A 21844-nucleotide genomic window follows, 5' to 3' on the forward strand; every position below is an offset into this window, starting at 1 on the left:
GAGCCGGCCGGGCGCCGGCCCCCCGGGGGCGTCACGCGTCGGTGAAGACCTCGCCGCGCTCGGCCTTCTCCACCAGCAGCGCCGGCGGGGCGAACCGCTCGCCGTAGGCCTCCGCCAGTTCGCGGGCCCGGGCGGCGAAGCCCGCGACGCCGCCCTCGTACCCGTTGACGTACTGGAGGACGCCGCCCGTCCAGGCCGGGAAGCCGATGCCCATGATCGAGCCGATGTTGGCGTCGGCGACCGAGGTCAGGACGCCCTCCTCCAGGAGGCGGACGGTGTCCAGGGCCTCGGCGAAGAGCATCCGCTCCTGCATGTCGCGGAAGGGGATCTCGTGGCCGGGCTTGGTGAAGTGCTCGCGCAGACCGGGCCAGAGCCGTCCGCGCCTGCCGTCCTCGCCGTACTCGTAGAACCCGGCGCCGCCGCTGCGGCCGGGGCGGTCGAACTCGTCGACCATGCGGTCGACGACCGCCTCGCCCGGGTGGGTGGCCCAGGTCCCGCCGGCCTCCTCGACCGCCCGCCGCGTCTCGTTGCGGATCTTGCGCGGGAGGGTCAGGGTCAGCTCGTCCATCAGGGAGAGCACCTTCGCCGGGTAGCCCGCCTGCGCGGCGGCCTGCTCGACGGAGGCGGGCTCGATGCCCTCGCCGACCATGGCGACGCCCTCGTTGATGAAGTGGCCGATGACCCGGGAGGTGAAGAAGCCCCGCGAGTCGTTGACCACGATCGGCGTCTTGTTGATCTGCCGCACCAGGTCGAAGGCGCGGGCGAGCGCCTCGTCGCCGGTCCGCTCGCCCTTGATGATCTCGACCAGCGGCATCTTGTCGACGGGCGAGAAGAAGTGCAGGCCGATGAAGTCGCCCTGGCGCCGCACGCCCTCGGCGAGGACGGAGATCGGCAGGGTCGAGGTGTTGGAGCAGAGCAGCGCGTCGGGCTCGACGACGTCCTGGATCTCCTGGAACACCTTGTGCTTGAGCGCCGTGTCCTCGAAGACCGCCTCGATGACCGCGTCGCAGCCGGCGAGGTCGCGGACCTCGGCGGTCGGGGTGATCCGGGCGAGGAGGGCGTCGGCCTTCTCCCGGGTGGTGCGGCCGCGGGAGACGGCCTTGGCGCAGAGGGCCTCGGAGTACGCCTTGCCCTTCGCGGCGGACTCGGCGGAGACGTCCTTGAGGACGACCTCGATGCCGGCACGGGCGCAGGAGTACGCGATGCCCGCGCCCATCATCCCCGCGCCGAGGACGGCGACCTTGCGGACCGGGCGGGCCTCGACGCCCTTCGGACGGCTGGCGCCGGAGTTGACGGCCTGGAGGTCGAAGAAGAACGCCTGGATCATGTTCTTCGCCGTCTGCCCGGTGACGAGCTCGGTGAAGTAGCGGCTCTCGATGACCGCCGCGGTCTCGAAGTCGACCTGGGAGCCCTCGACGGCGGCGGCCATGATGGCGCGCGGCGCCGGATAGGGCGCGCCGTTGAGCTGCTTGCGCAGGTTCGCCGGGAAGGCGGGGAGGTTGGCGGCGAACTTCGGGTTCGACGGGGTGCCGCCGGGGATCCGGTGGCCGGGGACGTCCCAGGGCTGCCGGGACTCGGGGTTCGCGTCGATGAAGGCGATGGCCTTGGCCATCATCTCCTCGTGGGTGGCGGCCAGCTCGTGGACGAGTCCGTTGTCGAGGGCGCGCTTCGGCGGGTACTGGGTGCCCTGGAGCAGCACCTTCAGCAGGGCGTCGGTGATGCCCATGAGGCGGACGGCGCGGGTGACGCCGCCGCCGCCCGGCAGCAGGCCGAGGGTGACCTCGGGGAGGCCGATCTTGGAGCCCGGGGCGTCGAGGGCGACGCGGTGGTGCGAGGCGAGGGCGATCTCGTAGCCGCCGCCCAGCGCGGCTCCGTTGATCGCGGCCACGACGGGCTTGCCGAGGGTCTCGATCCGGCGCAGCGCGTTCTTGATGCCGAGGCCGCCCTCGAAGATGTCCTGGGCGTGCTCGGGGCCCGCCTGGACCATGTCCTTGAGGTCGCCGCCGGCGAAGAAGGTCTTCTTCGCGGAGGTGTAGATGATGCCGCGGATGGAGTCCTTCTCGGCCTCGACGCGGTCGGCGACGGCGACGATGGAGGCCCGGAAGGCCTGGTTCATGGTGTTGGCGGACTGGTTCGGGTCGTCGAGGACGAGGGTGACGATCCCGGTCGCGTCCTGCTCCCAGCGGATGGTGGTGCTCTCGCTCATGTCTCTGCTTCTCCGTGGATCCGTGAAGAGGGGTTCGGACGGGACGGTCAGACGCGCTCGACGACGGTGGCGATGCCCATGCCGCCGCCGACGCAGAGGGTGGCGAGGCCGTAGCGCTTGTCCTGCCGCTCCAGCTCGTCGACGAGGGTGCCGAGGATCATCGCGCCGGTGGCGCCGAGCGGGTGGCCGAGCGCGATGGCGCCGCCGTTGACGTTGACCTTGTCCAGCGTGATGCCCATGTCCTTGACGAAGCGCAGGACGACGGCGGCGAAGGCCTCGTTGATCTCGACGAGGTCGATGTCGTCGATGGTCAGGCCGGCCTTGGCGAGGGCCTTGCGGGCGGCCGGCGCGGGGCCGGTCAGCATGATCGTCGGCTCGGAGCCGGAGACGGCGGCCGAGACGATCCGCGCGCGGGGGGCGAGTCCGTTCCGCTCGCCGGCCTCCTTGGAGCCGATGGCGACGAGCGAGGCGCCGTCGACGATGCCGGAGGAGTTGCCGGCGTGGTGGACGTGGTCGATCTGCTCGATCCAGTGGTACTTCTGCAGGGCGACGGCGTCGAAGCCGCCCAGCTCGCCGATGTCGGCGAAGGAGGGCTTGAGCCGCGCGAGGGAGTCGGCGGTGGTGCCGGGGCGCAGGAACTCGTCGTGGTCGAGGACGGTGAGGCCCGCGCGGTCCTTCACGGGGACGATCGAGCGGTCGAAGCGCCCGTCCTTGACGGCGGCGGCGGCGCGCTCCTGGGAGAGCGCGGCGTACTCGTCGACGTCGCGGCGGGAGAAGCCCTCGATGGTGGCGATGAGGTCGGCGCCGATGCCCTGGGGGACGAAGTTGGTCTCCAGGTTGGTCATCGGGTCGGCGAACCAGGCGCCGCCGTCGGAGGCCATCGGGACCCGGGACATGGACTCCACGCCGCCGGCGAGGACGAGGTCCTCCCAGCCGGAGCGGATCTTCATGGCGGCCATGTTGACCGCTTCGAGGCCGGAGGCGCAGAAGCGGTTCTCCTGGACGCCGGCGACGGTGTCGGGGAGTCCGGCGGCGATGGCGGCGATCCGGGCGATGTCGGAGCCCTGGTCGCCGACGGGGCCGACGACGCCGAGCACGATGTCGTCGATGGCGGCCGGGTCGAGGCCGGGGTTGCGGGTCTGGATCTCCCGGATGAGGCCGACGACCAGGTCGATCGGCTTGGTGCCGTGGAGGGAGCCGTTGGCCTTGCCGCGTCCGCGCGGGGTGCGGATCGCGTCGTACACGTACGCTTCGGTGCTCACGGGAGGCCTTTCGCGATGAGGGCGATGAGGGTGGCTGGAACGGATGACGGAGCGGAGGGGAACGGGGAGGAGGGGGTCAGCCGAGGAGCGAACGGCCGATGATCTCCTTCATGATCTCGGTCGTGCCTCCGTAGATGGTCTGGATCCGGCCGTCGGTGTAGGCGCGGGCGACCGGGAACTCGCTCATGTAGCCGTACCCTCCGTGCAGTTGCAGGCAGCGGTCGGCGACCCGCTTCTGGAGCTCGGTCGCCCACCACTTGGCCATGGAGGCGTGGACGGCGTCGAGTCCGGCCCCGTCGGGATCGCTGTGCTCCACGATGCAGCGGTCGACGAACGTCCGGGTGACGGCGCACTCGGTGGCCATCTCGGCGATCTCGAAGCGGATGTGCTGGAGCCGGGAGAGCGGGCGGCCGAAGGCCTCGCGCTCCTTGACGTACGCGGTGGTGATCTCCAGCAGGTGCTCGGCGGCGGCGATGCCGGCGACGGCGATGGCCATCCGCTCCTGGGCGAGGTTGGTCATCAGGTGGACGAAGGCGCCGTTCAGCTCGCCGAGCAGGTTCTCCTTGGGGACGCGCACGTCGTGGAAGAAGAGTTCGGCGGTGTCCTGCGCCTTCTGGCCGATCTTATCGAGGTTCCGGCCGCGCTCGAAGCCCTCCGCGCCGCGCTCGACGACGAGGAGGGAGAGCCCATGGGCGCCGCCCTCGGGGGTGGTGCGGGCGACGACGACCACGAGGTCGGCGAGGATGCCGTTGGAGATGAAGGTCTTGGAGCCGTTGAGGATCCAGTGGTCGCCGTGGTCCTCGGCCGTGGTGCGGATGCCCTGGAGGTCGGAGCCCGCCCCGGGTTCCGTCATGGCGATGGCGGTGATGGTCTCGCCCGAGCAGAAGCCGGGCAGCCAGCGCCGCTTCTGCTCCTCGGTGCCGAGCGAGGTGAGGTAGGGGCCGATGATGTCGTTGTGCAGGCCGATGGCGAGTCCGGGGGTGCCGGCCCGGGTGAACTCCTCGGCGAGCACGGACGCGTAGCGGAAGTCGGGGTTGCCGCCGCCCCCGTACTCCTCGTCGACGGCGAGGCCCAGCAGGCCCTGTCGTCCGGCGGCGAGCCAGGCCTCGCGGGAGACGATGCCGTCCTTCTCCCACTGCTCGTAGTGGGGCAGGACCTCCTTCTCCAGGAAGGTGCGGACGGTGGCCCGGAAGGCCTCGTGGTCGGCGGAGTAGAGCTGGCGCTTCATGCGGCGGTCTCCTGGGTCTGGGGCGGGCGGTGCGCGGGTGGGACGCGGCGGTCGTGGCCGGTGCGCCCGCGGATCGGTCCTCCGGGTCCGGCCGTCCGGGTCACGCGTCGGGCTCCGGGGTGCCGCGCGTGAGGGCGGGTACGGCCCAGTCGAGGGCGACCTCGGCCGTGTCGGCGCCGGGCAGCGCGGGTCCGCGGCGCAGGGTGCCGGGGGTGGCGGAGAAGCGGGGCGCGGGGGCGGGCTGGGCGACGCCGTCCCGCTCGGTGAAGGTGCCGCGGGCGGCGAGGTGGGGGTGGGACGGTGCCTCGCGCATCGAGAGGACGGGGGCCACGCAGGCGTCGCTGCCCTCGAAGAGGGCGGTCCACTCCTCGCGGGTGCGTCGGAGGAAGCGGTCGGCGACGGCCTTGCGCAGTGCGGGCCAGCGCCCGAGGTCGTGGCGGGCGGGGGCGGCCTCCTCGATGCCGAGGATGCGGGCGAACTCCGCGTAGAACCGCTCCTCCAGGGCGCCGACCGCCATGTGTCCGCCGTCGGAGGTCTCGTACACGCCGTAGAACGGGCAGCCGCCGTCCAGCAGGTTGACGCCCCGCCGGTCCTGCCAGCCGCCGGCGGACAGCATGGCGTGGATCATGGTGGTGAGGTGGGCGGTGCCGTCGACGATCGCGGCGTCCACGACCTGGCCCTCGCCGTGCGCGCGGGCGTGCTGCAGGGCGGCGAGAACGCCGACGACCAGGTAGAGCGAGCCGCCGGCGTAGTCGCCGAGGAGGTTGGCGGGGATGCTGGGCGGGCCGTCGGGGTCGGGGCCGATCATGCCGAGCGCGCCGGTGATCGCGATGTAGCCGATGTCGTGTCCGGCGCTCGCGGCGAGCGGCCCGTGCTGGCCCCAGCCGGTCATCCGGCCGTAGACGAGGCGGGGATTGCGGGCGAGGCAGGCGTCGGGTCCGACGCCGAGGCGCTCGGCGACGCCGGGGCGGTAGCCCTCGACGAGGATGTCGGCGCGTTCGACCAGGTCGAGGACGGTGGCGGCGCCGTCCGCCGCCTTGAGGTCGACGACGGCGGAGCGTTTGTTGCGGTTGGTGAGGTCGCGGGCCGGGTCGATGCCCAGGCCGGGGCCGCCGGGGCGGTCGACGCGGACGACGTCGGCTCCGAGGTCGGCGAGCAGCATGGCCGCGAAGGGGCCGGGGCCGATGCCGGCGAGCTCGACCACGCGAACCCCGGCGAGCGGGCCGTTCCCGGCGGTGTGCGTCGTGCTCATCGAGCCCCCAGACGTGTGTGACACCAATGATGTAACACCGGAGATGCTAGGAACGTGTTCCACTCGGCACAAGCCCCCCGGCCGAGCAAGCGCTTGGAAATTACCGGAGGGGGAAGGCGGGGCGGGCAGGCGGGTCCGGACGGATCCGGACACGCCACCCCGAGGCGCGTACTCGGGAGTAGGGCGGGGGTGGCGCAGGGCTCGGGACCCGCTATCCTCCGCCGACGAGCACCGCGCACGGCGGCGCGGTACGGCCGAATCGAGGGGCTGTATGGACACAGGGGCGGCGGACGCGGGGCGTGGAGCCGGGGGCGGGACCGGCCGGAAGGCCGGAGCGGCGGCCGGGCCGGGCGCCGGGGCCGGGCGGGAGGTCGGGGCCGGGCGGGGCGTCCAGGCCGGGCCGGGCGCCGGTGTCGGGCCGGGGGCCGAGGCCGGGCGCGCGGGTGTGGACGGGCCGGACCGCGCCTACGACGTGGTCCTCTTCGGGGCCACCGGGTTCGTCGGCGAGCTGACCGCCGAGTACCTCGCCGCCCATGCGCCCGCGGAGTGCCGCTGGGCGCTCGCGGGCCGCAACCGGGCCGGGCTCACGGCGCTGCGCACCCGGCTCGCCGCCCGGTGGCCGCACTGCGCCGAGCTGCCGCTGGTCGTCGCGGACGCGGCGGACCCCGGATCGCTGCGCGAACTCGCCGAGTCCGCACGGGTGGTGGCGACGACGGTCGGCCCGTACGTCTGGTACGGCGACGGACTGGTCGGCGCGTGCGCCGAGGCCGGCACCGACTACCTGGATCTGACCGGCGAGTCCGAGTTCGTCGACCGGACGTACGTGCGGCACGACGCACGGGCCCGGGAGACCGGCGCCCGCATCGTCCACGCCTGCGGCTTCGACTCCGTCCCGCACGACCTGGGCGCGTACTTCACCGTCCAGCAGCTCCCGGAGGACGTACCGCTCCGGGTGGACGGCTTCGTGCGCGCCGGGGCGCAGTTCTCCGGCGGCACCTTCGCCTCCGCCCTGACCGCCCTCGGCCGGGGGCGCGAGATCCTGCGGGCGGCCCACGAACGACGGCTGCACGAGCCGCGGTTGGTGGGGCGGCGGACCCGTGCGCCGCTGTCCGGGCCGCGGTTCAGCCGGGAGACCGGGACCTGGGCGCTGCCGCTCCCGACCATCGACCCGCAGATCGTGGCCCGTTCGGCGGCGTCCCTCGAACGGTACGGACCCGACTTCCGCTACCGCCACTACGCCTCCGTGAAGACGCTCCCGATGGCTCTCGGCGGCGCGACGGCCGCGGGTGCGGGCCTGGCGCTCGCCCAACTCCCGCCGGTGCGGGCATGGTTGATGGACCGATATCAGGCAGGTCAGGGGCCGTCGGCCGAGCGGCGGGCCCGCAGCTGGTTCTCCGTCCGCTTCGTCGGAGAGGGCGGCGGGCGGCGGGTGTTCACCGAGGTCTCGGGCGGCGATCCGGGCTACGACGAGACGGCGAAGATGCTGGCCGAGGCGGCGCTCAGCCTCGCCTTCGACCCGCTGCCGAAGACCTCGGGCCAGGTGACGACGGCGGTGGCGATGGGTGACGCGCTGATCGACCGGCTCCGCGCGGCGGGCATCCGCTTCCGGGTGGCGCACCGGGGCTGAGCCGCGGGCCGCGCCGCCCGGGCCGGCGGTACGGGAAGGGTCAGGGCCGCACGAGGCGGAAGGGGTGTCCGGCGGGGTCGGCGTAGATCCGCCAGGCCGCGTCGGCCCCGCCGTCGTCGAGCGGCTCGGCCCCGAGCGCGAGGACGGCCTCGTGGGCGGTGTCGAGGTCGTCCACCCGCACGTCGAGGTGGAACTGCTGCTCGGGCGCCCCCCAGACGGGCGGCCGGTGATCGGCCACGCTCTGGAATCCGAGGACGGGCCCGCCGACGCCCCGCAGCACCGCCGAGCCCTCGCCGACCGTCCAACGCGGCTCGGGGCTGTCCACCTCTCCTCCGATCAACTTCCGGTAGAACTCGGCGAGTTCCCAGGCGTCCGGGCAGTCGAGAACGAGGCACCGCAGACGCCCGATCACGCCGACGCCCGATCGGCGAAGCAGCACGGAAGGGCGCGGATCCCGGCCGGGGCGACCGGGACGGCCGGGGCGGGGATCGGGTTCGGGCCGCGCTCCGCGGAGCGCGACGAGACGGGAGGGGGTGTTGTCATGCCCCCACTCTGGTGGTCTCCCGGGCGGCCCGGTATCCGTACAGGTACTCAGGCTACTCAGCCGAGCGCCTCCTTCAGGGCCCGGCGGCACAACGCGTCCGCGTGGCGGGTCGTTTCGGGGATGCGGTAGCGCGGCGCGAGGCGGAGGGTGTGGGCGCAGGCGTTGTCCAGGGAGACCCGGTGCCCGGCGGAGACGAAGACCGGCTTCACCCCGGCCCGGGTGCGCAGGGCCCGGCCGACCTCCTCGCCGTCGGCCAACAGAGGCGCGAAGTCCCCCTGATCCGGGCCGGGTTGCTCATAGGTGAAGGTGAACGGGTTCTTCGCGACGCCGATCGACGGCCGGCCCGTGAGGACCCCCAGGTGGCTGGCGAGGCCGAAGCGGCGGGGGTGGGCGAGGCCGTAGCCGTCGCAGACGAGCAGGCCGGGGTCGGCGGTCAGTCCGTCGAGCGCGGCGAGGACCGTGGGGATCTCGCGGAAGGCGAGCAGCCCGGGGACGTACGGGAAGGAGACGCGGCCGACCGCCGTGGCCTCCTCCACCACGCGCAGGGTCCGGGCGTCCAGGACGACGGCCGCGGCGGCGACGAGATCGCGTGCGTCGTCGTAGGCCACGTCGACCCCCGTGACGTGACCCTCGCCGGCCGCGGGGCCCTCCTCGTCGCGGACGAGACGTCCGCTCAGCTCCTTCTGGACGGCCAGCGCGGCGGTCTCGTCGGCGGGCCAGCCCGCCGGAATGTCGATGATCGTCATGATGCGGCCACCCTATGCACGGCCCGGACGGCGACGGGCCCCCGCCGCCGGATCCCGATGGCGGCGCGCCCGCGCCGGGGACCCCCGGGGCGGTGGGCCTGCCCGCGCCGGGAACTCCCCGGGCGCACCTGCGCCAGGGACCAACGGGGCGGCGCGCTTAGGCGTACCCGTACGCGGGCGGTACCGCCGACGCGCGAGGGAATCCCGAGGCGGCGCGCCCGCGCGCGGGGGATCCCGGGCAGGCGCGCCCGCGTCGCGTCCGGGGGCTGGGACGGGCCGCCCGGCCCGGGAGGGGCCCGGTAGCCTGCCGGTCATGTTCGTAATGGAATTGACCTACACCGCGCCCGTCGAGCGGGTGGACGCGCTCCTCGACGCCCACGTCGCATGGCTCGACGCGCAGTACGCCGCGGGTGTCTTCATCGCCTCGGGGCGCAAGAACCCGCGGGACGGCGGGGTGATCCTGGCCGCCGGGGCCGACCGCGCGGAGATCGAGAAGATCGCGGCGGCCGACCCGTTCAGCGTCGAGGGCGTGTGCGCCTACCGGATCACGGAGTTCCACGCGACCAAGACGGCCGGGGGACTCGAGGCGTTCCGGGAGCAGCTGCCCTCCTGACGACTGGCCCTACGGGCGGCCCAGTCGGGCGATCCGGCCCTTCTCCCCCGCCGCCCAGCACGAGCCGTCCGGCGTGCAGTCGACCGTGTCGAACGAGCCGGTGTCCACGGTGTGCCAGGTGCGGCCCCCGTCGGTGGTGAGGTCCGTGCCGGTCGGGCCGACGGCGAGTGCGGCGTTCCTGCTGTGCGGGAGCCAGGCGACCCCGGAGCGGTAGGCGGGCGGCGGCGTCGCCGAGGCCCGCCAGCCGCGGCCCCCGTCTCCGGTGACCGCGGCGGCCTGCGGGGACGGCTGGTCCTTGCGGTAGTCGCCGCCGACGGCGATGCCGTGGGTCCGGTCGCGGAAGGCGAGGCCGAAGACGCCGCGGGCCGGGTCTCCGGCCGGGACGGTCGTCGCGGTGGCGGTCCAGGTCAGGCCGCGGTCCCCGGAGTGGAGCACGCGCGCGGTGGCGCCGCCGCCCGTCGCCAGCCACACGTCGCGCGGGCCCGCCGACACCAGGCACTGGCCGCTCGCCGCGAAGCCCGCCTCGCCGGGCAGCGCCTCGGGCATCCCCGCGTTCGGCAGCACCCGCCAGGAGCGGCCGCCGTCGCGGGTGGCGAGGATGCGGTACCTGCCGTCGACCGGGTCGCTCATGGCGAGTCCGTGCCGGCGGTCGAAGAAGGTCATGCAGTCGTAGAAGGCGCGCGGATCGGTGTTCCGGAAGGACTCGGTCCAGGTGGCGCCGCCGTCCTCGGTGCGCAGCACGCGCGAGGCCTCGCCCTCGCCGATGGCGAGGACGACGGCCCGGCGGGCGTCGAAGGCCTCCACATCGCGGAACTCCAGCTCGGTCGCGCCCGGCGGCGACACGTTCCGCCAGCTCCGGCCGCCGTCTGTGGTCCGCAGGACCGTCCCCTTGGATCCCGCGGCCCACGCGGTCCTGCGGTCGACGGGCGCCAGTCCGCGGAACCGGGCGTCGGTACCGGTCGGGGTGAGCTCCCAGCCGACCGTCGTGCCGCCGGTCGCCGCCGTGGGGGTCTCCCCGGCGCGCGCGGGCGCGGCCAGGGTCAGCGCGAGCGCCGCCCCGATCAGTCCCACCGACATCATTCGTCTCGTGTTCCCCATGGACGTCATGGCGCCGGAAGCTAGCGCCCCCGGCGGCTCCCCGTCCAGGGTGCGTCCCGGCCGCTCCCCGTCCAGGGTGCGTCCCGGCCGGGGCGTTCCTAGGCTGGGTGACATGACCGACCGTACGGGCGAGGCGGCGCCCGGTGAGGCGCCGAAGCTCAAGGAGTACGAGGGCGAGGGCATCACCGTCACGTTCGAGCCGCGCCGGTGTCTGCACGCGGCCGAGTGCGTGCGGGGGCTGCCCGAGGTCTTCGACCTCTCGCGGCGTCCGTGGGTGCTGCCCGACGCCGCCGAGGCCGGTCTGGTCGCGGAGGTCGTCCGCCGCTGCCCCTCCGGGGCGCTGCGGTACCGCCCGGCGGACGGCCCCGGCGAGCGCCCCGACTCCCCCGCCTCCGTCCGCCGGACGCCGTCCGGGCGGCTGGTGGTGCGCGGAGACCTGCGCGTGAGCGGCGCGCACGGCGACCGGCGCGAGACGAGGGTCGTCCTCTGCGGCTGCGGAGCCTCCGGAAACCAGCCGTACTGCGATCGCTCCGGTCCGTGCGCCGCCCCGGACGACGACGTGCCGGAACCACGCTGACCCGAGCTGCACCCGCTCTGATCTGCGACGATGCGCCGGGCGCGCGGCGCCGCGCGTTCCCGCCCGCCGCCGTGACGCAGCTCACGCGTATCCGGAGTGCACGTTCCGGCCGTTCCGCTCGTCTTCTCAGGTGTCAGGTGCCCCGGTGTCGGGGAGACGCACAGGATCCGAAAGTCCGCGTGAAAGGAGCCGGTCGTGTCCGCCGTCATCGAGCAGGCCGTCCAGGCCCGTCTCGTCGCATCCGCTCCGCGGATGGAGACCGTCCCCGCCACCCTGCGGTACGACCGCGAGGACCCGTACGCCGTGAGCATGGCGTTCCCGCCCCCGGCCACCCTGGAGGGCGTCGAGGTCTCGTGGGCCTTCGCGCGTGAGCTGCTCGTCCAGGGCGTCGAGCGCCCGGCCGGCGTCGGGGACGTCCGTCTGCGGCCGTACGGGTACGACCGCACGGTGGTCGAGTTCCACGCCCCCGAGGGCGTCGCGATGGTCCACGTGCGGACGTCGGAACTGCGCCGTTTCCTGGAGCGTTCGCAGCACCTGGTGCCGGCGGGGCGCGAGCACCAGTACCTGGACTGGGACCAGGACCTCGCGGACCTGCTGCGCGAGCACCCGTAGCGCCGCGCCGGCGTCCCGACCGCGGGGCCGGCCGACCGACGAAGACGACCACGGGCCCCGGGTCACGGGCCACGGTGACGGGACAGGCCGACGGGCCCGGCCGACCGGCAGAACGGACGACCACGGATCCGGGCGACCGGCCCGTCCGTACGGGCCGCCCCCACGGGCCGGCCCGTAATTCGTTTGCCGCCCTCCCGCTCCCCGGCCTACCGTTCCCCCCGTACCAGTCGCCGTCTGATCGGAGAAGGACGTTGCTCGTCTGAGGTTGCGAGACACCGCGCCGCGCGTGCCCCCTGTGCCGCGTGTGCCGTTCTCGACCTCGGCGTACGAGCCGTTCTGACGACAGACCGCCCGCGCCCCGGTGTCTCCACGCGTCGCATCCCCGCACGTCTGCGCTCACGCACCCCGGAGGCCTCCATGGCGCATCACCCCACCTTCGTCACCTGCACCTCGCTCTCCTTCTCCTGGCCCGACGGCACCGAGGTCCTCGACGACTTCCGGCTCACGATCGGCCCCGGCCGCACCGGGCTCGTCGGCCTCAACGGCTCCGGCAAGTCCACGCTCCTGAAGCTGATCGCCGGCGAACTGGCCCCCGCCTCCGGCAGTGTCCGGGTCACGGGCGAGCTCGGCCACCTCCCCCAGAACCTCGTCCTGGACACCTCGCGGCGGGTGGACGAGATCCTCGGCATCGCCGCGAAGCGGTCGGCCCTGCACGCCATCGAGGCGGGCGACGCGGCCGAGGAGCACTTCACCGCCCTCGCCGACGACTGGGACGTGGAGGAGCGGGCCCGCGCCACCCTCGACCAGCTCGGGCTCGGAGGCGTCGGCCTGGACCGCACCGTCGGCGAGGTGTCGGGCGGCGAGTCCGTACTGCTGCGGCTCGCCGCGCTGCTCCTCGCCCGGCCCGACGTCCTGCTGCTCGACGAACCCACCAACAACCTGGATCTGCATGCCAGGGCACGGCTCTACGAGGCCGTGGAGAACTGGTCCGGAGTCCTGGTCGTGGTCAGCCACGACCGTGAACTCCTGGAGCGCGTCGACCAGATCGCCGATCTGCGGGACGGCTCCGTCGCCTGGTACGGGGGCGCCTACTCGGACTACGAGGCGGCGCTCGCGGCCGAACAGGACGCGGCGGAGCGGATGGTCCGGGTCGCCGAGGCGGACGTCCAGCGGCAGAAGCGGGAACTGGCCGACTCCCAGATGAAGTCGGCCCGCCGCCGGCGGTACGGGCAGAAGAGCTTCGAGAACAGGGTCGTCCCGAAGATCGTGGCGAACAACCTCAGGAGCGCGGCACAGGTCTCCGCCGGCAAGCACAAGGCGCTGCACACCGAGCGCCTCTCGGAGGCCCGGGAGCGACTGGACGCCGCGGTGGAGGCGGTCAGGGACGACGACGAGATCCGTGTCGAGCTCCCGCGGACCTCGGTGCCGCCGGGCCGCGAGGTGCTGTTCCTGCGCAGCCCCCGGCTGCGCTACGGGGCCCGGGTGGACGGCGAGTTCGAGCTGCGCGGCCCGGAGCGGATCGCCCTGGTCGGCAGGAACGGCGCCGGGAAGACCACGCTGCTGCGAACCATCGCGGGGGAGCTCGAACCGCTCTCCGGCGAGACGGAGGCACGGGTGCCGCTGCGCTTCCTGCCCCAGCGGCTCGACCTGCTCGACGACGGCCTGAGCGTGGTGGAGAACGTGGCCCGGTTCGCCCCCTCGGCGACGGGCAACACGATCAGGGCGCGGCTCGCGCGGTTCCTGTTCCGGGGCGCGCGGGCGGATCAGGCCGTCGGCACCCTGTCAGGCGGGGAGCGGTTCCGCGCGACGCTCGCGGCGCTGCTCCTCGCGGAGCCGGCCCCGCAGCTGCTGATGCTGGACGAGCCGACGAACAACCTGGACATGGCGTCGGTGCGGAAGCTGACGGCGGCCCTGGACGCGTACGAGGGGGCGCTGATCGTGGCGAGTCACGACGTGTCGTTCCTGGAGTCGCTGGGGATCACCCGCTGGCTGCTGCTCGACGGCGCGCTGCGTCCGACGACGGCGGAGGAGGTACGGGAGGCGGCGTCGAGCTCGCGCTGAGGAGTCGGCGCCGGGCCCGCGCCGGGGGTGGCGGCGCAGAGCCCGCGGTGGAGGTGGCCGCGGGGTCCGTGCGGGGGGCGTCACCCACGCCTCACCCGCCTCAGAGGCCCCGGAGAGCTATCCGCTTGGGCCGCCGGACGACTGCGCCGCGCCGCGGGTCCTCTGCGCTGCGTAGTCACCCGGGTGACGGGTACGGGCCGCCCGGGACGTGACCTGCGTCTCCAGCACCCCGACGGAGCAGCGCACATAACGGAACGTAACCGGACATCGCCGGGACGGGCTTGGCCGACGCCTTACGGAGCCTTAACCTACGGTCTCGTAACCTACGTAGCCGTAGGTATGCCCGTTTGCCCTTCTCCGTCCCCAGGAGTCCCCGTGACGCTCACCTCTCCCCACCTCGGCAGCTCGACAGGGTGGACCGATGCGCGGCTGCTCTACGCGCTGGAAGAGGTCGTGGAGAAGGAACTCAACCGGCACCTCAAGGTCACCAAGGACTGGATGCCGCACGAGTACGTGCCGTGGTCCGACGCCCGCAACTTCCCCGGCTTCTTCGAGGACGGGGAGGCCTGGGACCCGTCGCAGTCCAAGGTCACCGAGATCGGCAAGATCGCGCTCGTCGTCAACCTGCTCACCGAGGACAACCTCCCGAGCTACCACCACGAGATCGCCAGCCTCTTCGGCCGCGACGGCGCCTGGGGCACCTGGGTGCACCGCTGGACCGCCGAGGAGGGCCGCCACGGCATCGTGATGCGCGACTACCTGCTCGCCTCCCGCGCCGTCGACCCGGACAAGCTGGAGCAGTTCCGGATGGCGCACATGAGCGAGGGCTTCGAGTCCGACAACCGCCACTCGATGCTGCACTCCGTGGCGTACGTCGCCTTCCAGGAGCTCGCGACGCGCATCTCGCACCGGAACACCGGCCACCAGTCCGGCGACCCGGTCTGCGACCGGATGCTGGCCCGGATCGCCACCGACGAGAACCTGCACATGGTCTTCTACCGCAACCTCCTCGGCGCGGCCTTCGAGATCGCCCCCGACCTGACCATGCAGGCCGTGCGGGACGTCGTCGTCAACTTCCGGATGCCGGGACACGGCATGCCCGGCTTCGAGCGGGCCGCGGCGCAGATGGCGATCGGCGAGATCTACAACATGCGCATCCACCACGACGACGTGCTCCAGCCCGTCCTCCGCTTCCTGAAGGTCCTCCAGATCGAGGGCCTCGGTCCCGAGGGCCTCCAGGCGCAGGAGGAGCTGGGGCTGTACATGAACGGCCTGGACACCGAGGCGAGCAAGTTCGACGAGAAGCTCGCCGCCCGCAAGGCCCGCATGGCCGCCCGCAAGGCCGGCTGAGCGACCCGAGGGACACGACCGGGCCCGGGCGCGCCCCGGCGCGCACTCCAGACGGCGGGCCGCCGCTCCTGACGGCGGCGGACCGCTGACGGCGACCGACGGCGGACCGCTGACGGCCACGGACGGCAGAGGCAGGACGAGACGGGCGCGGCGGGCCGAGATCGGCCCGCCGCGCCCGTCCGCCGTTCTCCCGGACCCCTCGTACCCCCGCGCCGAGGCGTCCGCCGCCCCGCTCAGCCCTGACGGCGCTTGAGCCGGACCCGCTCCTTCTCGGACAGCCCGCCCCACACGCCGAACCGCTCGTCGTGACGCAGCGCGTACTCCAGGCACGCCACCCGCCCCTCGCAGGCGCCGCAGAGCTGCTTGGCCTCGCGGGTGGACGAACCGGGCGCGGGGAAGAAGAACTCCGGCCCGGCCTGGGCACACAGCGCGTCCTCCTGCCAGGACATGTCGGGCTCCGGAGCGGTCAGTACGGTGGTGTAGGTCTGCATGACGCACACGCTGCCGGAGGGCCGTAAACGAGCCATCAACGTTCGATCAATGCGTCACTTCCCCGCGCGCGCAATGCGGCGCGCCGAGACGCTCCGGCGGTTGTGCCGCACGCGTGCCCCGGACCTCAGCGGGTGACCCCCAGGGCGGGGAGGACCGTCTCGGCCACCCGGTAGGCCTCCTCCAGGAGGGGGTTGCCGGAGAGGATGAAGGTGTCCACGCCCAGGTCCTGGTACTCCTTCAGCCGCTCCACGACCTGGGCCGTGGAGCCGACGACCGCCGTTCCGGGGCCGGGGCGGAACAGGCTCATGCCGGGCCACAGGTTCGGGTGGGTCTCCAGCTCGCGGGCCCTGGCCGGCACCTTGCCGCCGTGCTGGCGGAACTGCCGCTGCCAGCCCACGCCGTCCTCGCCGGACCGCTCGCCGAGCTGCCGGGCGTACGTCGCCTCGCTGGTGACGTCCAGGAGCCGGTCGGCGGCCGCCCACGCCTCGTCCTCGGTGTCGCGGACGATGAGGTGGAGCCGCAGGCCGATGCGGAGGGTGCGGCCGTGGGCGGCGGCCCGCGCGCGTACGTGGTCGAGCTTCTCCTTCAGCAGGTGCGGCGGCTCGCCCCAGGTGAGGTAGACGTCGACGTGTTCGGCGGCCATCTCGATCCCGGCCGCCGAGGAGCCGCCGAACCAGAGCGGGACGTGCGACTCCTGGACGGGCCGCAGGTCGCGGAAGGAGGCGCCCGCGTTCCGGAGGTCGTAGAAGCGTCCCTTGTGGTCGAAGACCTCGCCGGCGGTGAGGCGCTTGACGATCGACCAGTACTCCGCGCTCAGTTCGTACCGCTCGTCGTGCTCGACGTGGAGCCCGTACTCGCGCAGCGCGGCGGTGGAGCCGTTGACGACGTTGAAGCGGAGCCGTCCGCCGAAGAGCCGGTCGAAGCTCAGCGCCATCTTGGCCAGCAGGGTCGGGGCGATGAGTCCCGGGTGGACGGCGAGCAGCGGCTTGAACCGGGTGCTCGTGGAGGCGGCGAGTGCCGAGCCCAGCGGCCACACGTCGTAGAGGTCCGTGGCCAGCAGGGCGCCGGAGTAGCCGAGGCGTTCGACGGTTCCGGCGAGTTGCGTGAGGTAGCCGAGGTCGACGGGGCGGCGGCCGGCCGGCTCCCAGGGGTACGCGCCCTCGCGGGGGATGACGTACCAGAGGACTTCGGGTGCCGGGGAGGTCATCGGGATCCGGCCTTCCGGGGCAGGGCGTCGGCGACGGTGATCGCGCGGTCGATGAACCCGGTGCGGTGGAAGATGTCGGCCGCCCGCTGCTGCTCGGCGACGAAGTCCTCGCCGACCTCCTCGATCGTCCAGGGCAGGGCGCGCAGGGCCGTCTCCCAGTCGTCGACCGTGCCGCCCTGGTCGGCGGCGGCGATCACGGCGGCCTCCCGGGGGTTGTCCGCGGCCCACGCGTCGGCCCGCCGCAGGGCCCGGGTGAGCGCCGCCACGACCTCGGGGCGCTGTTCGGCGAGGTCGCGCCGGGTGAAGAAGACGGACCGGTCGGTGATGACCTCGCCGGTGCGGATCAGGGTGCGCAGTCCGCCGGTGCGGCGGGCGGCGGCGAGCTCGGCGCCCTGGGCCACCCACGCGGTGACGGCGCCGCCGCGGAGCTTCTCCTCGCTGCCGGCGCCGGCGCGTACGGCGGTGATGTCGGTGGCGTACGAGAGTCCCGCGTCGTCCAGGGCCTTGGCGAGGAGGTGGGTCTGCCAGGAGCCGACGGCCAGGTGGACGGTGCCGCCCTTGAGGTCGGCGACGGTGCGGACCGGGCCGTCCTCGGTGACGAGGAGGGCGCCGTGGTCGGGGCGGGGTGCCGAGACGGCGGTGTAGACGATGTCGTGCCCGGCGGCCTGCGCGGTCACGGGCGGGGTGGAGCCGGTGCCGCCGAAGTCGATGGTGCCGTCGGCGAGATGGGCGCCGGTGCGGACGCCGTCGGTGTACGGGTGCCAGGTCACGGTCTCGCCGAGTGCGGCGAGCTCCTCCTCCGCGTACCCGAGCCGGGAGAGGTGGTAGAGGGACGGGTTGCTGCGGTGGACGCCGATGACGACGGTCATGCGGAGGCTCCTTCGGGGGTGGCGGAGTGGGTGGTGGGGGCCGGGGGTTCGTCGGGCGCGTGGACGCCCAGGTCGGCGAGGAGGCGGTGGCGCAGGGCCACGAAGGCGGGGTCGCCGGGATCCCGGGGGTGGGGCACGGTGACGGGCTCGTCGGTGACCAGTCGGCCGTCCCTCAGGACGGCGACCCGGTCGGCGAGACGGACGGCCTCGTCGACGTCGTGGGTGACGAGGAGCACGGCCGGGCGGTGGATCCGGCGCAGCTCGCCCACGAGGTCCTGCATCCGGAGCCGGGTGAGTGCGTCGAGGGCGGCGAACGGCTCGTCGAGGAGCAGGAGTTCGGGCTCCCGGACGAGGGCGCGGGCGAGCGCGACGCGTTGGGCCTCGCCCCCGGAGAGGGTGGCGGGCCAGGCGTCGGCGTGCCGTTCGAGTCCGACCTCGGCGAGGGCGCGCAGTCCGGTGGCCCGGGTCGCGGGGCCGCGCGGAAGGCCGACGGTCACGTTGGCGAGGACCTTCTTGGACGGGATGAGCCGGGGTTCCTGGAAGACGATGGTGCGGGCCTCGGGGACGAGGGCCTCCCCCGCGTCGGCGCCGTCGAGCGCGCCGAGGATGCGGAGCAGCGTCGTCTTGCCGCTGCCGCTCGCGCCGAGCAGGGCCAGGAACTCCCCTCGCCGCAGTGTGAGTTCGAGTCCGTCGAGGACGGTCCGGGTGCCGAAGACGCGGCGCAGTCCGCGGACGCGTACCGCCGTGGGGGGCGGGGTGGTCGGGGTGGGCCGGGCGGTCGGGGTCATCGGGTTCCTCCTCCGGGGCCCGCCGTGCGCCAGGGCATGAGGATCCGCTCCAGGCCGCGGACGAGGACGTCGGCGGTGAGTCCGAGCAGTCCGTAGACGAGGATGCAGACGGCGAGGATGTCGGTGCGGGCGTAGCTCTGGGCCTGTGACATCAGGTAGCCGATGCCCTCGGTGGCGTTGATCTCCTCGGCGGCGATCAGCGCGATGACGCTCAGCGTCATGGAGAGCCGGAGCCCGGCGAGGAGCGAGGGCAGGGCCCCGGGGAGGACCACCTGGCGGACGAGGGCGAGCCGGCCGAGGCCGAAGCTCCGCATGGCCTCGACGAGTTTGCGGTCGGTGTTGCGGACGCCGCCGCTGGTGGACACGTACATCGGGAAGGTGGTGGCGACCGCGATGAGCAGGATCTTCGCGGTCTCGTTGATGCCGAACCAGACCATGAAGAGGGGGACGAGGGAGAGGAACGGGATGGTACGGAGGGTCTGCATCGAGGAGTCGAGCAGTTCGTCGCCGAGCCGGGTGAAGCCGGTGGTGATGCCGAGGGTCAGTCCGGCGGCGAGGCCGACGGCCAGCCCGATGCCCGAGCGGGTCAGGGAGGTGGCGAGCGCGTCGGGCAGCTGTCCGTTGCCCCACAGTTCCCCGACGGCGCCGGCGACCTGGGCGGGCGAGGCGAGCACGTCGGGGGTGAGGAGGCCGGTCGCGGAGGAGGCCCACCAGAGGCCGAGCAGGGCGACGGGGCCGAGTGCGCGGACGGTGAGGGAGCGGGTGCGGGAGGGGGCGCGGCGGACGGGGGGCCGGGGGCTGACGAGTCCGGCGGTGCCCGGGTCGTCCGCCGGCTTCTCCCCGGCCGGTGCGGGCGGGACGCCGGGGGCGGTGGTCGTGGCCGTCATGACAGCTTCTCGACGTCGAGGAGGTGGGCGGCGATGTCGACCTTGTTCGGGGTGACCTTCTGGTCGGCGTAGAACCGGGCGACCGTCTCGAAGCGCTTGATGTCCTCCGGGCGGATCGGGTCGACGGTGCCGCCCTTGCCGACGAAGGAGATCTGGACGTCGCGGGCCTTGCCGTTGACGGCGGTGGGCCCGGCGTCGGTGAAGACGTTGAGGTAGGCGGCCGGGTCCTTCTTCTCCTTCGCGCTGTTCTCGTGGAGGTAGTCGTAGAGCGCCCGGACGACCTCGGGGTGTTCTTCGGCGAATCCCGAACGGACGGCGTTGAGGCTGTAGTTGTCGGAGCCGATGGCGGCTCCGTCGGCGAGGAAGCGGGCCTTGCCGGCGCCGATCTCGGCGACGGCGTAGGTGGACCAGACGGCCCAGGCGTCGACCTGGCCGGCGTTGAAGACGGCGGCGGTCTGGTCGGGGCGCAGATAGACGCGCTCGACCCGGTCGGCGGGGACGCCGGCCTTCGCGAGGGCCTTGAGCAGCAGGTACTCGCCGGTGCCGCCCTTGTTGACGGCGACCTTGCGGCCGACGAGGTCCTCGACGGAGTCGATGTCCGAGCCCTCGCGGACGAGGATGCCCTCGCCGACGGGGTCGGGGGCCGTGGCGGTGAAGAAGGCGAAGCCGGGGCTCTGCGACAGGGAGGTGATGCCGGAGGTGATCGAACCGGTCGCGATGTCGAGCTGGTCGGCGTTCATCGCCTGGGCGGCGGGCGCGAAGGGACCCGCGCTCCCGGTCCACGCGACCTTGGCGCCGACGGCCGCGAGGGCCTTGTCGAGGCTGCCGTCCTTCTTTCCGCGGGCGAGGACGCCGGCGTTCCCGGGGTCCGGGATGCGGAGGGTGACGGTGCCCTTCGCTCCGCTCTTGCCGCTTCCGGAGGCCGGCCCGACGGCCGATTCCGCGGCGGGGCTCCCGCCGCAGGCGGTGAGGAGGGAGAGGGCGGCGAGGACCACGAGGGCCGCGCGCGCGGTGCGGCCGGCGGGCGGGGTGGCGGGGGCGAGTGGGCGCATGTCGGGGTCCTTCGGGAGACGGGGTGGGCGAGGGGGGCGAACGGCTGCGGGAGGGGCGGGGGTACGGGAAGGGCGGGGTGCGGGGAAGGGGGAAGGGCGGGGGTGCGGGGAAGCGCGCGGGCGGCCGCGCTGCGGGATCGGCTGCGGGGGCGGCCCGGGCTGCCGGGCTACGGGTCGGCTGCGGGGAGGGGCCGGGGGCGGTGACCGCGTTACGGGATGGGCTGCGGGGAGGGCCGGGGGCAATGACCGCGTTACGGGATGGGCTGCGGGGACGGCCGTTCCGGAGCGGCGGCGGCCCGCAGGCGGGCCCGCCGCAGCGGCTCGGGGTCGGCCCAGGCGCGTACGTCCACGGCCTCGGGCAGGAAGCCGTGGGCCCGCAGGGCCTCCTCCTGTCGGGCGAGGAGGCCGAGGCGGGTCTCGGACAGGTCCGGATGGAGGGTGCGGTGGGTGCCGGGCCCGTAGGCCCCGGCGACCCCCTCGGCGCCCGCCCCCGTCTCGGCGCCGAGGATCCGGGCGACCTCGTCCGGCTCGTCGGCGGCCCAGTCGGCGGCGCGGAGCAGCACGGCGAGGAAGCGGGTGACGAGCTCGGGGTGCTCGTCCAGGAGGTCCTGGTGCACGGTGAGGGGGCGGGGGGTGCCGTTGTTGACGCGGTGCGCGGGGTCGGGGAGCCCGTCCAGTTCCAGGGCCACCTCGGCACCGGCCCGGCGGGCCGCCTCGACGGCGAGCGCGCCCTTCACGTAGACGGCGTCGACGTCGCCCCGGCGCAGCGCGTCGAGTTCGGAGGCCCACTGGCCCCGACGCCCGTCGGCGGGTACGTCGACGAGGCGGGCGTCGCCGAGCCCGAGCCCGGCGGAGGCCAGCGCCCCTTCGAAGCCGCGCAGGGCCATGGCCCGCCAGAAGTCGATGGGGACCCGGTGCCGGGGCAGGGCGAGCCGCAGCCCCCGGAGCGCGGCGGCTCCCCGGACCGGTGAGCCCGGCGCGACGAGGACCACCTGCCGCTCCTCGATCCAGGTGAGTCCGACGAGCCGGGTCCGTTCGCCCCGCGAACGGGCCCACAGTGCGGGGACGTTGCCGCCCTCGCGGAACAGTCCGGGCAGGGCGTGGGTGAAGTGGGTGGCACGGTCGGCGCCGGGGTCGGCGTCCTGGAGGGAGCGGACGGCGATGCCGTCGGGCGCGAACTCCCCTTCCAGCCAGCCGCGGTCGGCGGCGACGCCGGTGGCGGTGGGCACGGGGCAGCGGGTGAACCAGAGGGTGTCGGGAACGCGGGCAGGCGTCATGGAGGGCTTCCCGGGGGTGAGTGGGGCGGGAGGGAGGGGACGGAGGGATCGGAGGAAGAGGAGGGCGCAGCACCGAGGGCGGGTGCCGCGACGGGG

At 74.0% G+C, this 21844-nt stretch carries 20 protein-coding genes; 6 read left to right on the forward strand and 14 right to left on the reverse strand.

Annotated features, from left to right (window positions below):
- Positions 1–31: 31 nt before the first annotated feature.
- From ACY0MR_RS07195 to ACY0MR_RS07210, 4 genes are all read right to left on the reverse strand, one after another.
- Positions 32–2206 (reverse strand): 3-hydroxyacyl-CoA dehydrogenase NAD-binding domain-containing protein, encoded by a 2175-nt coding sequence (locus tag ACY0MR_RS07195; RefSeq protein WP_388795788.1) that lies wholly within the window; start codon positions 2204–2206, stop codon positions 32–34.
- A 47-nt stretch (positions 2207–2253) separates the two neighbouring features.
- Positions 2254–3468, reverse strand: a complete 1215-nt coding sequence (locus tag ACY0MR_RS07200; protein WP_404078043.1) for an acetyl-CoA C-acetyltransferase — start codon at positions 3466–3468, stop codon at positions 2254–2256.
- Positions 3469–3544: 76 nt separating this feature from the next.
- Positions 3545–4696, reverse strand: coding sequence for an acyl-CoA dehydrogenase family protein (locus tag ACY0MR_RS07205; RefSeq protein WP_388795792.1), 1152 nt, complete (start codon positions 4694–4696; stop codon positions 3545–3547).
- A gap of 100 nt (positions 4697–4796) precedes the next feature.
- The gene (locus tag ACY0MR_RS07210) at positions 4797–5948 is read right to left on the reverse strand and encodes a CaiB/BaiF CoA transferase family protein (RefSeq protein ID WP_473559840.1); all 1152 of its coding nucleotides are present in this window, start codon (positions 5946–5948) and stop codon (positions 4797–4799) included.
- Positions 5949–6219: 271 nt separating this feature from the next.
- Here ACY0MR_RS07210 and ACY0MR_RS07215 point away from each other — a divergent pair, with 271 nt between their 5' ends.
- Positions 6220–7575, forward strand: a complete 1356-nt coding sequence (locus ACY0MR_RS07215) for a saccharopine dehydrogenase family protein (RefSeq protein ID WP_473559842.1) — start codon at positions 6220–6222, stop codon at positions 7573–7575.
- A 40-nt stretch (positions 7576–7615) separates the two neighbouring features.
- Here the strand turns inward: ACY0MR_RS07215 and ACY0MR_RS07220 are convergent, their stop codons facing one another.
- Together ACY0MR_RS07220 and ACY0MR_RS07225 are read right to left on the reverse strand one after the other, a co-directional pair.
- Positions 7616–7987, reverse strand: a complete 372-nt coding sequence (locus tag ACY0MR_RS07220) for a VOC family protein (RefSeq protein ID WP_361852309.1) — start codon at positions 7985–7987, stop codon at positions 7616–7618.
- Positions 7988–8175: 188 nt separating this feature from the next.
- A complete protein-coding gene (locus tag ACY0MR_RS07225) occupies positions 8176–8865 on the reverse strand; it encodes an endonuclease V (RefSeq protein ID WP_388795801.1) in 690 nt (229 codons plus the stop codon).
- 313 nt (positions 8866–9178) lie between these two features.
- Between ACY0MR_RS07225 and ACY0MR_RS07230 the strand changes: the two genes are divergently transcribed.
- Positions 9179–9478 (forward strand): YciI family protein, encoded by a 300-nt coding sequence (locus ACY0MR_RS07230; RefSeq protein ID WP_473559844.1) that lies wholly within the window; start codon positions 9179–9181, stop codon positions 9476–9478.
- 9 nt (positions 9479–9487) lie between these two features.
- Here the strand turns inward: ACY0MR_RS07230 and ACY0MR_RS07235 are convergent, their stop codons facing one another.
- Positions 9488–10585, reverse strand: a complete 1098-nt coding sequence (locus ACY0MR_RS07235) for a WD40/YVTN/BNR-like repeat-containing protein (RefSeq protein ID WP_473559846.1) — start codon at positions 10583–10585, stop codon at positions 9488–9490.
- A gap of 103 nt (positions 10586–10688) precedes the next feature.
- On the opposite strand from ACY0MR_RS07235, the gene ACY0MR_RS07240 reads away from it, so the two are divergent.
- The 4 genes from ACY0MR_RS07240 (at position 10689) to ACY0MR_RS07255 (ending at position 15176) form a co-directional block, all read left to right on the forward strand.
- Entirely contained in the window at positions 10689–11153 is a 465-nt protein-coding gene (locus tag ACY0MR_RS07240) for a (4Fe-4S)-binding protein (RefSeq protein WP_473559848.1), read from the forward strand.
- A 195-nt stretch (positions 11154–11348) separates the two neighbouring features.
- Positions 11349–11765 carry a spore wall synthesis regulator SsgD gene (gene ssgD, locus ACY0MR_RS07245; protein ID WP_030313606.1) on the forward strand — a complete coding sequence of 139 codons (417 nt, stop codon included), beginning with the start codon at positions 11349–11351 and terminating at the stop codon, positions 11763–11765.
- Between the two features lie 417 nt (positions 11766–12182).
- The gene (locus ACY0MR_RS07250; protein ID WP_388795810.1) at positions 12183–13826 is read left to right on the forward strand and encodes an ABC-F family ATP-binding cassette domain-containing protein; all 1644 of its coding nucleotides are present in this window, start codon (positions 12183–12185) and stop codon (positions 13824–13826) included.
- 375 nt (positions 13827–14201) lie between these two features.
- A complete protein-coding gene (locus ACY0MR_RS07255) occupies positions 14202–15176 on the forward strand; it encodes an acyl-ACP desaturase (RefSeq protein ID WP_361850846.1) in 975 nt (324 codons plus the stop codon).
- Positions 15177–15409: 233 nt separating this feature from the next.
- Here the strand turns inward: ACY0MR_RS07255 and ACY0MR_RS07260 are convergent, their stop codons facing one another.
- The 7 genes from ACY0MR_RS07260 to ACY0MR_RS07290 all read right to left on the reverse strand — a co-directional run bounded on the left by ACY0MR_RS07260 (position 15410) and on the right by ACY0MR_RS07290 (position 21748).
- A complete protein-coding gene (locus tag ACY0MR_RS07260) occupies positions 15410–15667 on the reverse strand; it encodes a WhiB family transcriptional regulator (protein WP_361850848.1) in 258 nt (85 codons plus the stop codon).
- Between the two features lie 125 nt (positions 15668–15792).
- Positions 15793–16875 (reverse strand): LLM class flavin-dependent oxidoreductase, encoded by a 1083-nt coding sequence (locus tag ACY0MR_RS07265; protein WP_388795815.1) that lies wholly within the window; start codon positions 16873–16875, stop codon positions 15793–15795.
- Positions 16872–17744: an ABC transporter substrate-binding protein gene (locus ACY0MR_RS07270; RefSeq protein ID WP_404078020.1), complete on the reverse strand. Its 873-nt coding sequence runs from the start codon at positions 17742–17744 to the stop codon at positions 16872–16874. Before ACY0MR_RS07270 ends, ACY0MR_RS07265 begins: the two co-directional genes overlap by 4 nt.
- Positions 17741–18532 (reverse strand): ABC transporter ATP-binding protein, encoded by a 792-nt coding sequence (locus ACY0MR_RS07275; RefSeq protein ID WP_404078018.1) that lies wholly within the window; start codon positions 18530–18532, stop codon positions 17741–17743. The genes ACY0MR_RS07270 and ACY0MR_RS07275 overlap by 4 nt, the downstream gene beginning before the upstream one ends.
- The gene (locus ACY0MR_RS07280) at positions 18529–19419 is read right to left on the reverse strand and encodes an ABC transporter permease (RefSeq protein ID WP_388795823.1); all 891 of its coding nucleotides are present in this window, start codon (positions 19417–19419) and stop codon (positions 18529–18531) included. The genes ACY0MR_RS07275 and ACY0MR_RS07280 overlap by 4 nt, the downstream gene beginning before the upstream one ends.
- Positions 19416–20471 carry an ABC transporter substrate-binding protein gene (locus tag ACY0MR_RS07285; protein ID WP_473559852.1) on the reverse strand — a complete coding sequence of 352 codons (1056 nt, stop codon included), beginning with the start codon at positions 20469–20471 and terminating at the stop codon, positions 19416–19418. Before ACY0MR_RS07285 ends, ACY0MR_RS07280 begins: the two co-directional genes overlap by 4 nt.
- Before the next feature lie 251 nt (positions 20472–20722).
- Entirely contained in the window at positions 20723–21748 is a 1026-nt protein-coding gene (locus ACY0MR_RS07290) for an ABC transporter substrate-binding protein (protein ID WP_473559854.1), read from the reverse strand.
- Positions 21749–21844: the final 96 nt, after the last annotated feature.

The organism is Streptomyces sp. JN8 (assembly GCF_055808075.1).

What these genes read in the sequence shown, in the direction of transcription:
- ACY0MR_RS07195 (WP_388795788.1), bottom strand. Translation starts at nt 2,206, where the DNA reads ATGAGCGAGAGCACCACCATCCGCTGGGAGCAGGACGCGACCGGGATC.
- ACY0MR_RS07205 (WP_388795792.1), bottom strand. Translation starts at nt 4,696, where the DNA reads ATGAAGCGCCAGCTCTACTCCGCCGACCACGAGGCCTTCCGGGCCACC.
- ACY0MR_RS07210 (WP_473559840.1), bottom strand. Translation starts at nt 5,948, where the DNA reads ATGAGCACGACGCACACCGCCGGGAACGGCCCGCTCGCCGGGGTTCGC.
- ACY0MR_RS07215 (WP_473559842.1), top strand. Translation starts at nt 6,220, where the DNA reads ATGGACACAGGGGCGGCGGACGCGGGGCGTGGAGCCGGGGGCGGGACC.
- ACY0MR_RS07225 (WP_388795801.1), bottom strand. Translation starts at nt 8,865, where the DNA reads ATGACGATCATCGACATTCCGGCGGGCTGGCCCGCCGACGAGACCGCC.
- ACY0MR_RS07230 (WP_473559844.1), top strand. Translation starts at nt 9,179, where the DNA reads ATGTTCGTAATGGAATTGACCTACACCGCGCCCGTCGAGCGGGTGGAC.
- ACY0MR_RS07235 (WP_473559846.1), bottom strand. Translation starts at nt 10,585, where the DNA reads ATGACGTCCATGGGGAACACGAGACGAATGATGTCGGTGGGACTGATC.
- ACY0MR_RS07240 (WP_473559848.1), top strand. Translation starts at nt 10,689, where the DNA reads ATGACCGACCGTACGGGCGAGGCGGCGCCCGGTGAGGCGCCGAAGCTC.
- ACY0MR_RS07250 (WP_388795810.1), top strand. Translation starts at nt 12,183, where the DNA reads ATGGCGCATCACCCCACCTTCGTCACCTGCACCTCGCTCTCCTTCTCC.
- ACY0MR_RS07260 (WP_361850848.1), bottom strand. Translation starts at nt 15,667, where the DNA reads ATGCAGACCTACACCACCGTACTGACCGCTCCGGAGCCCGACATGTCC.
- ACY0MR_RS07265 (WP_388795815.1), bottom strand. Translation starts at nt 16,875, where the DNA reads ATGACCTCCCCGGCACCCGAAGTCCTCTGGTACGTCATCCCCCGCGAG.
- ACY0MR_RS07270 (WP_404078020.1), bottom strand. Translation starts at nt 17,744, where the DNA reads ATGACCGTCGTCATCGGCGTCCACCGCAGCAACCCGTCCCTCTACCAC.
- ACY0MR_RS07275 (WP_404078018.1), bottom strand. Translation starts at nt 18,532, where the DNA reads ATGACCCCGACCGCCCGGCCCACCCCGACCACCCCGCCCCCCACGGCG.
- ACY0MR_RS07280 (WP_388795823.1), bottom strand. Translation starts at nt 19,419, where the DNA reads ATGACGGCCACGACCACCGCCCCCGGCGTCCCGCCCGCACCGGCCGGG.
- ACY0MR_RS07285 (WP_473559852.1), bottom strand. Translation starts at nt 20,471, where the DNA reads ATGCGCCCACTCGCCCCCGCCACCCCGCCCGCCGGCCGCACCGCGCGC.
- ACY0MR_RS07290 (WP_473559854.1), bottom strand. Translation starts at nt 21,748, where the DNA reads ATGACGCCTGCCCGCGTTCCCGACACCCTCTGGTTCACCCGCTGCCCC.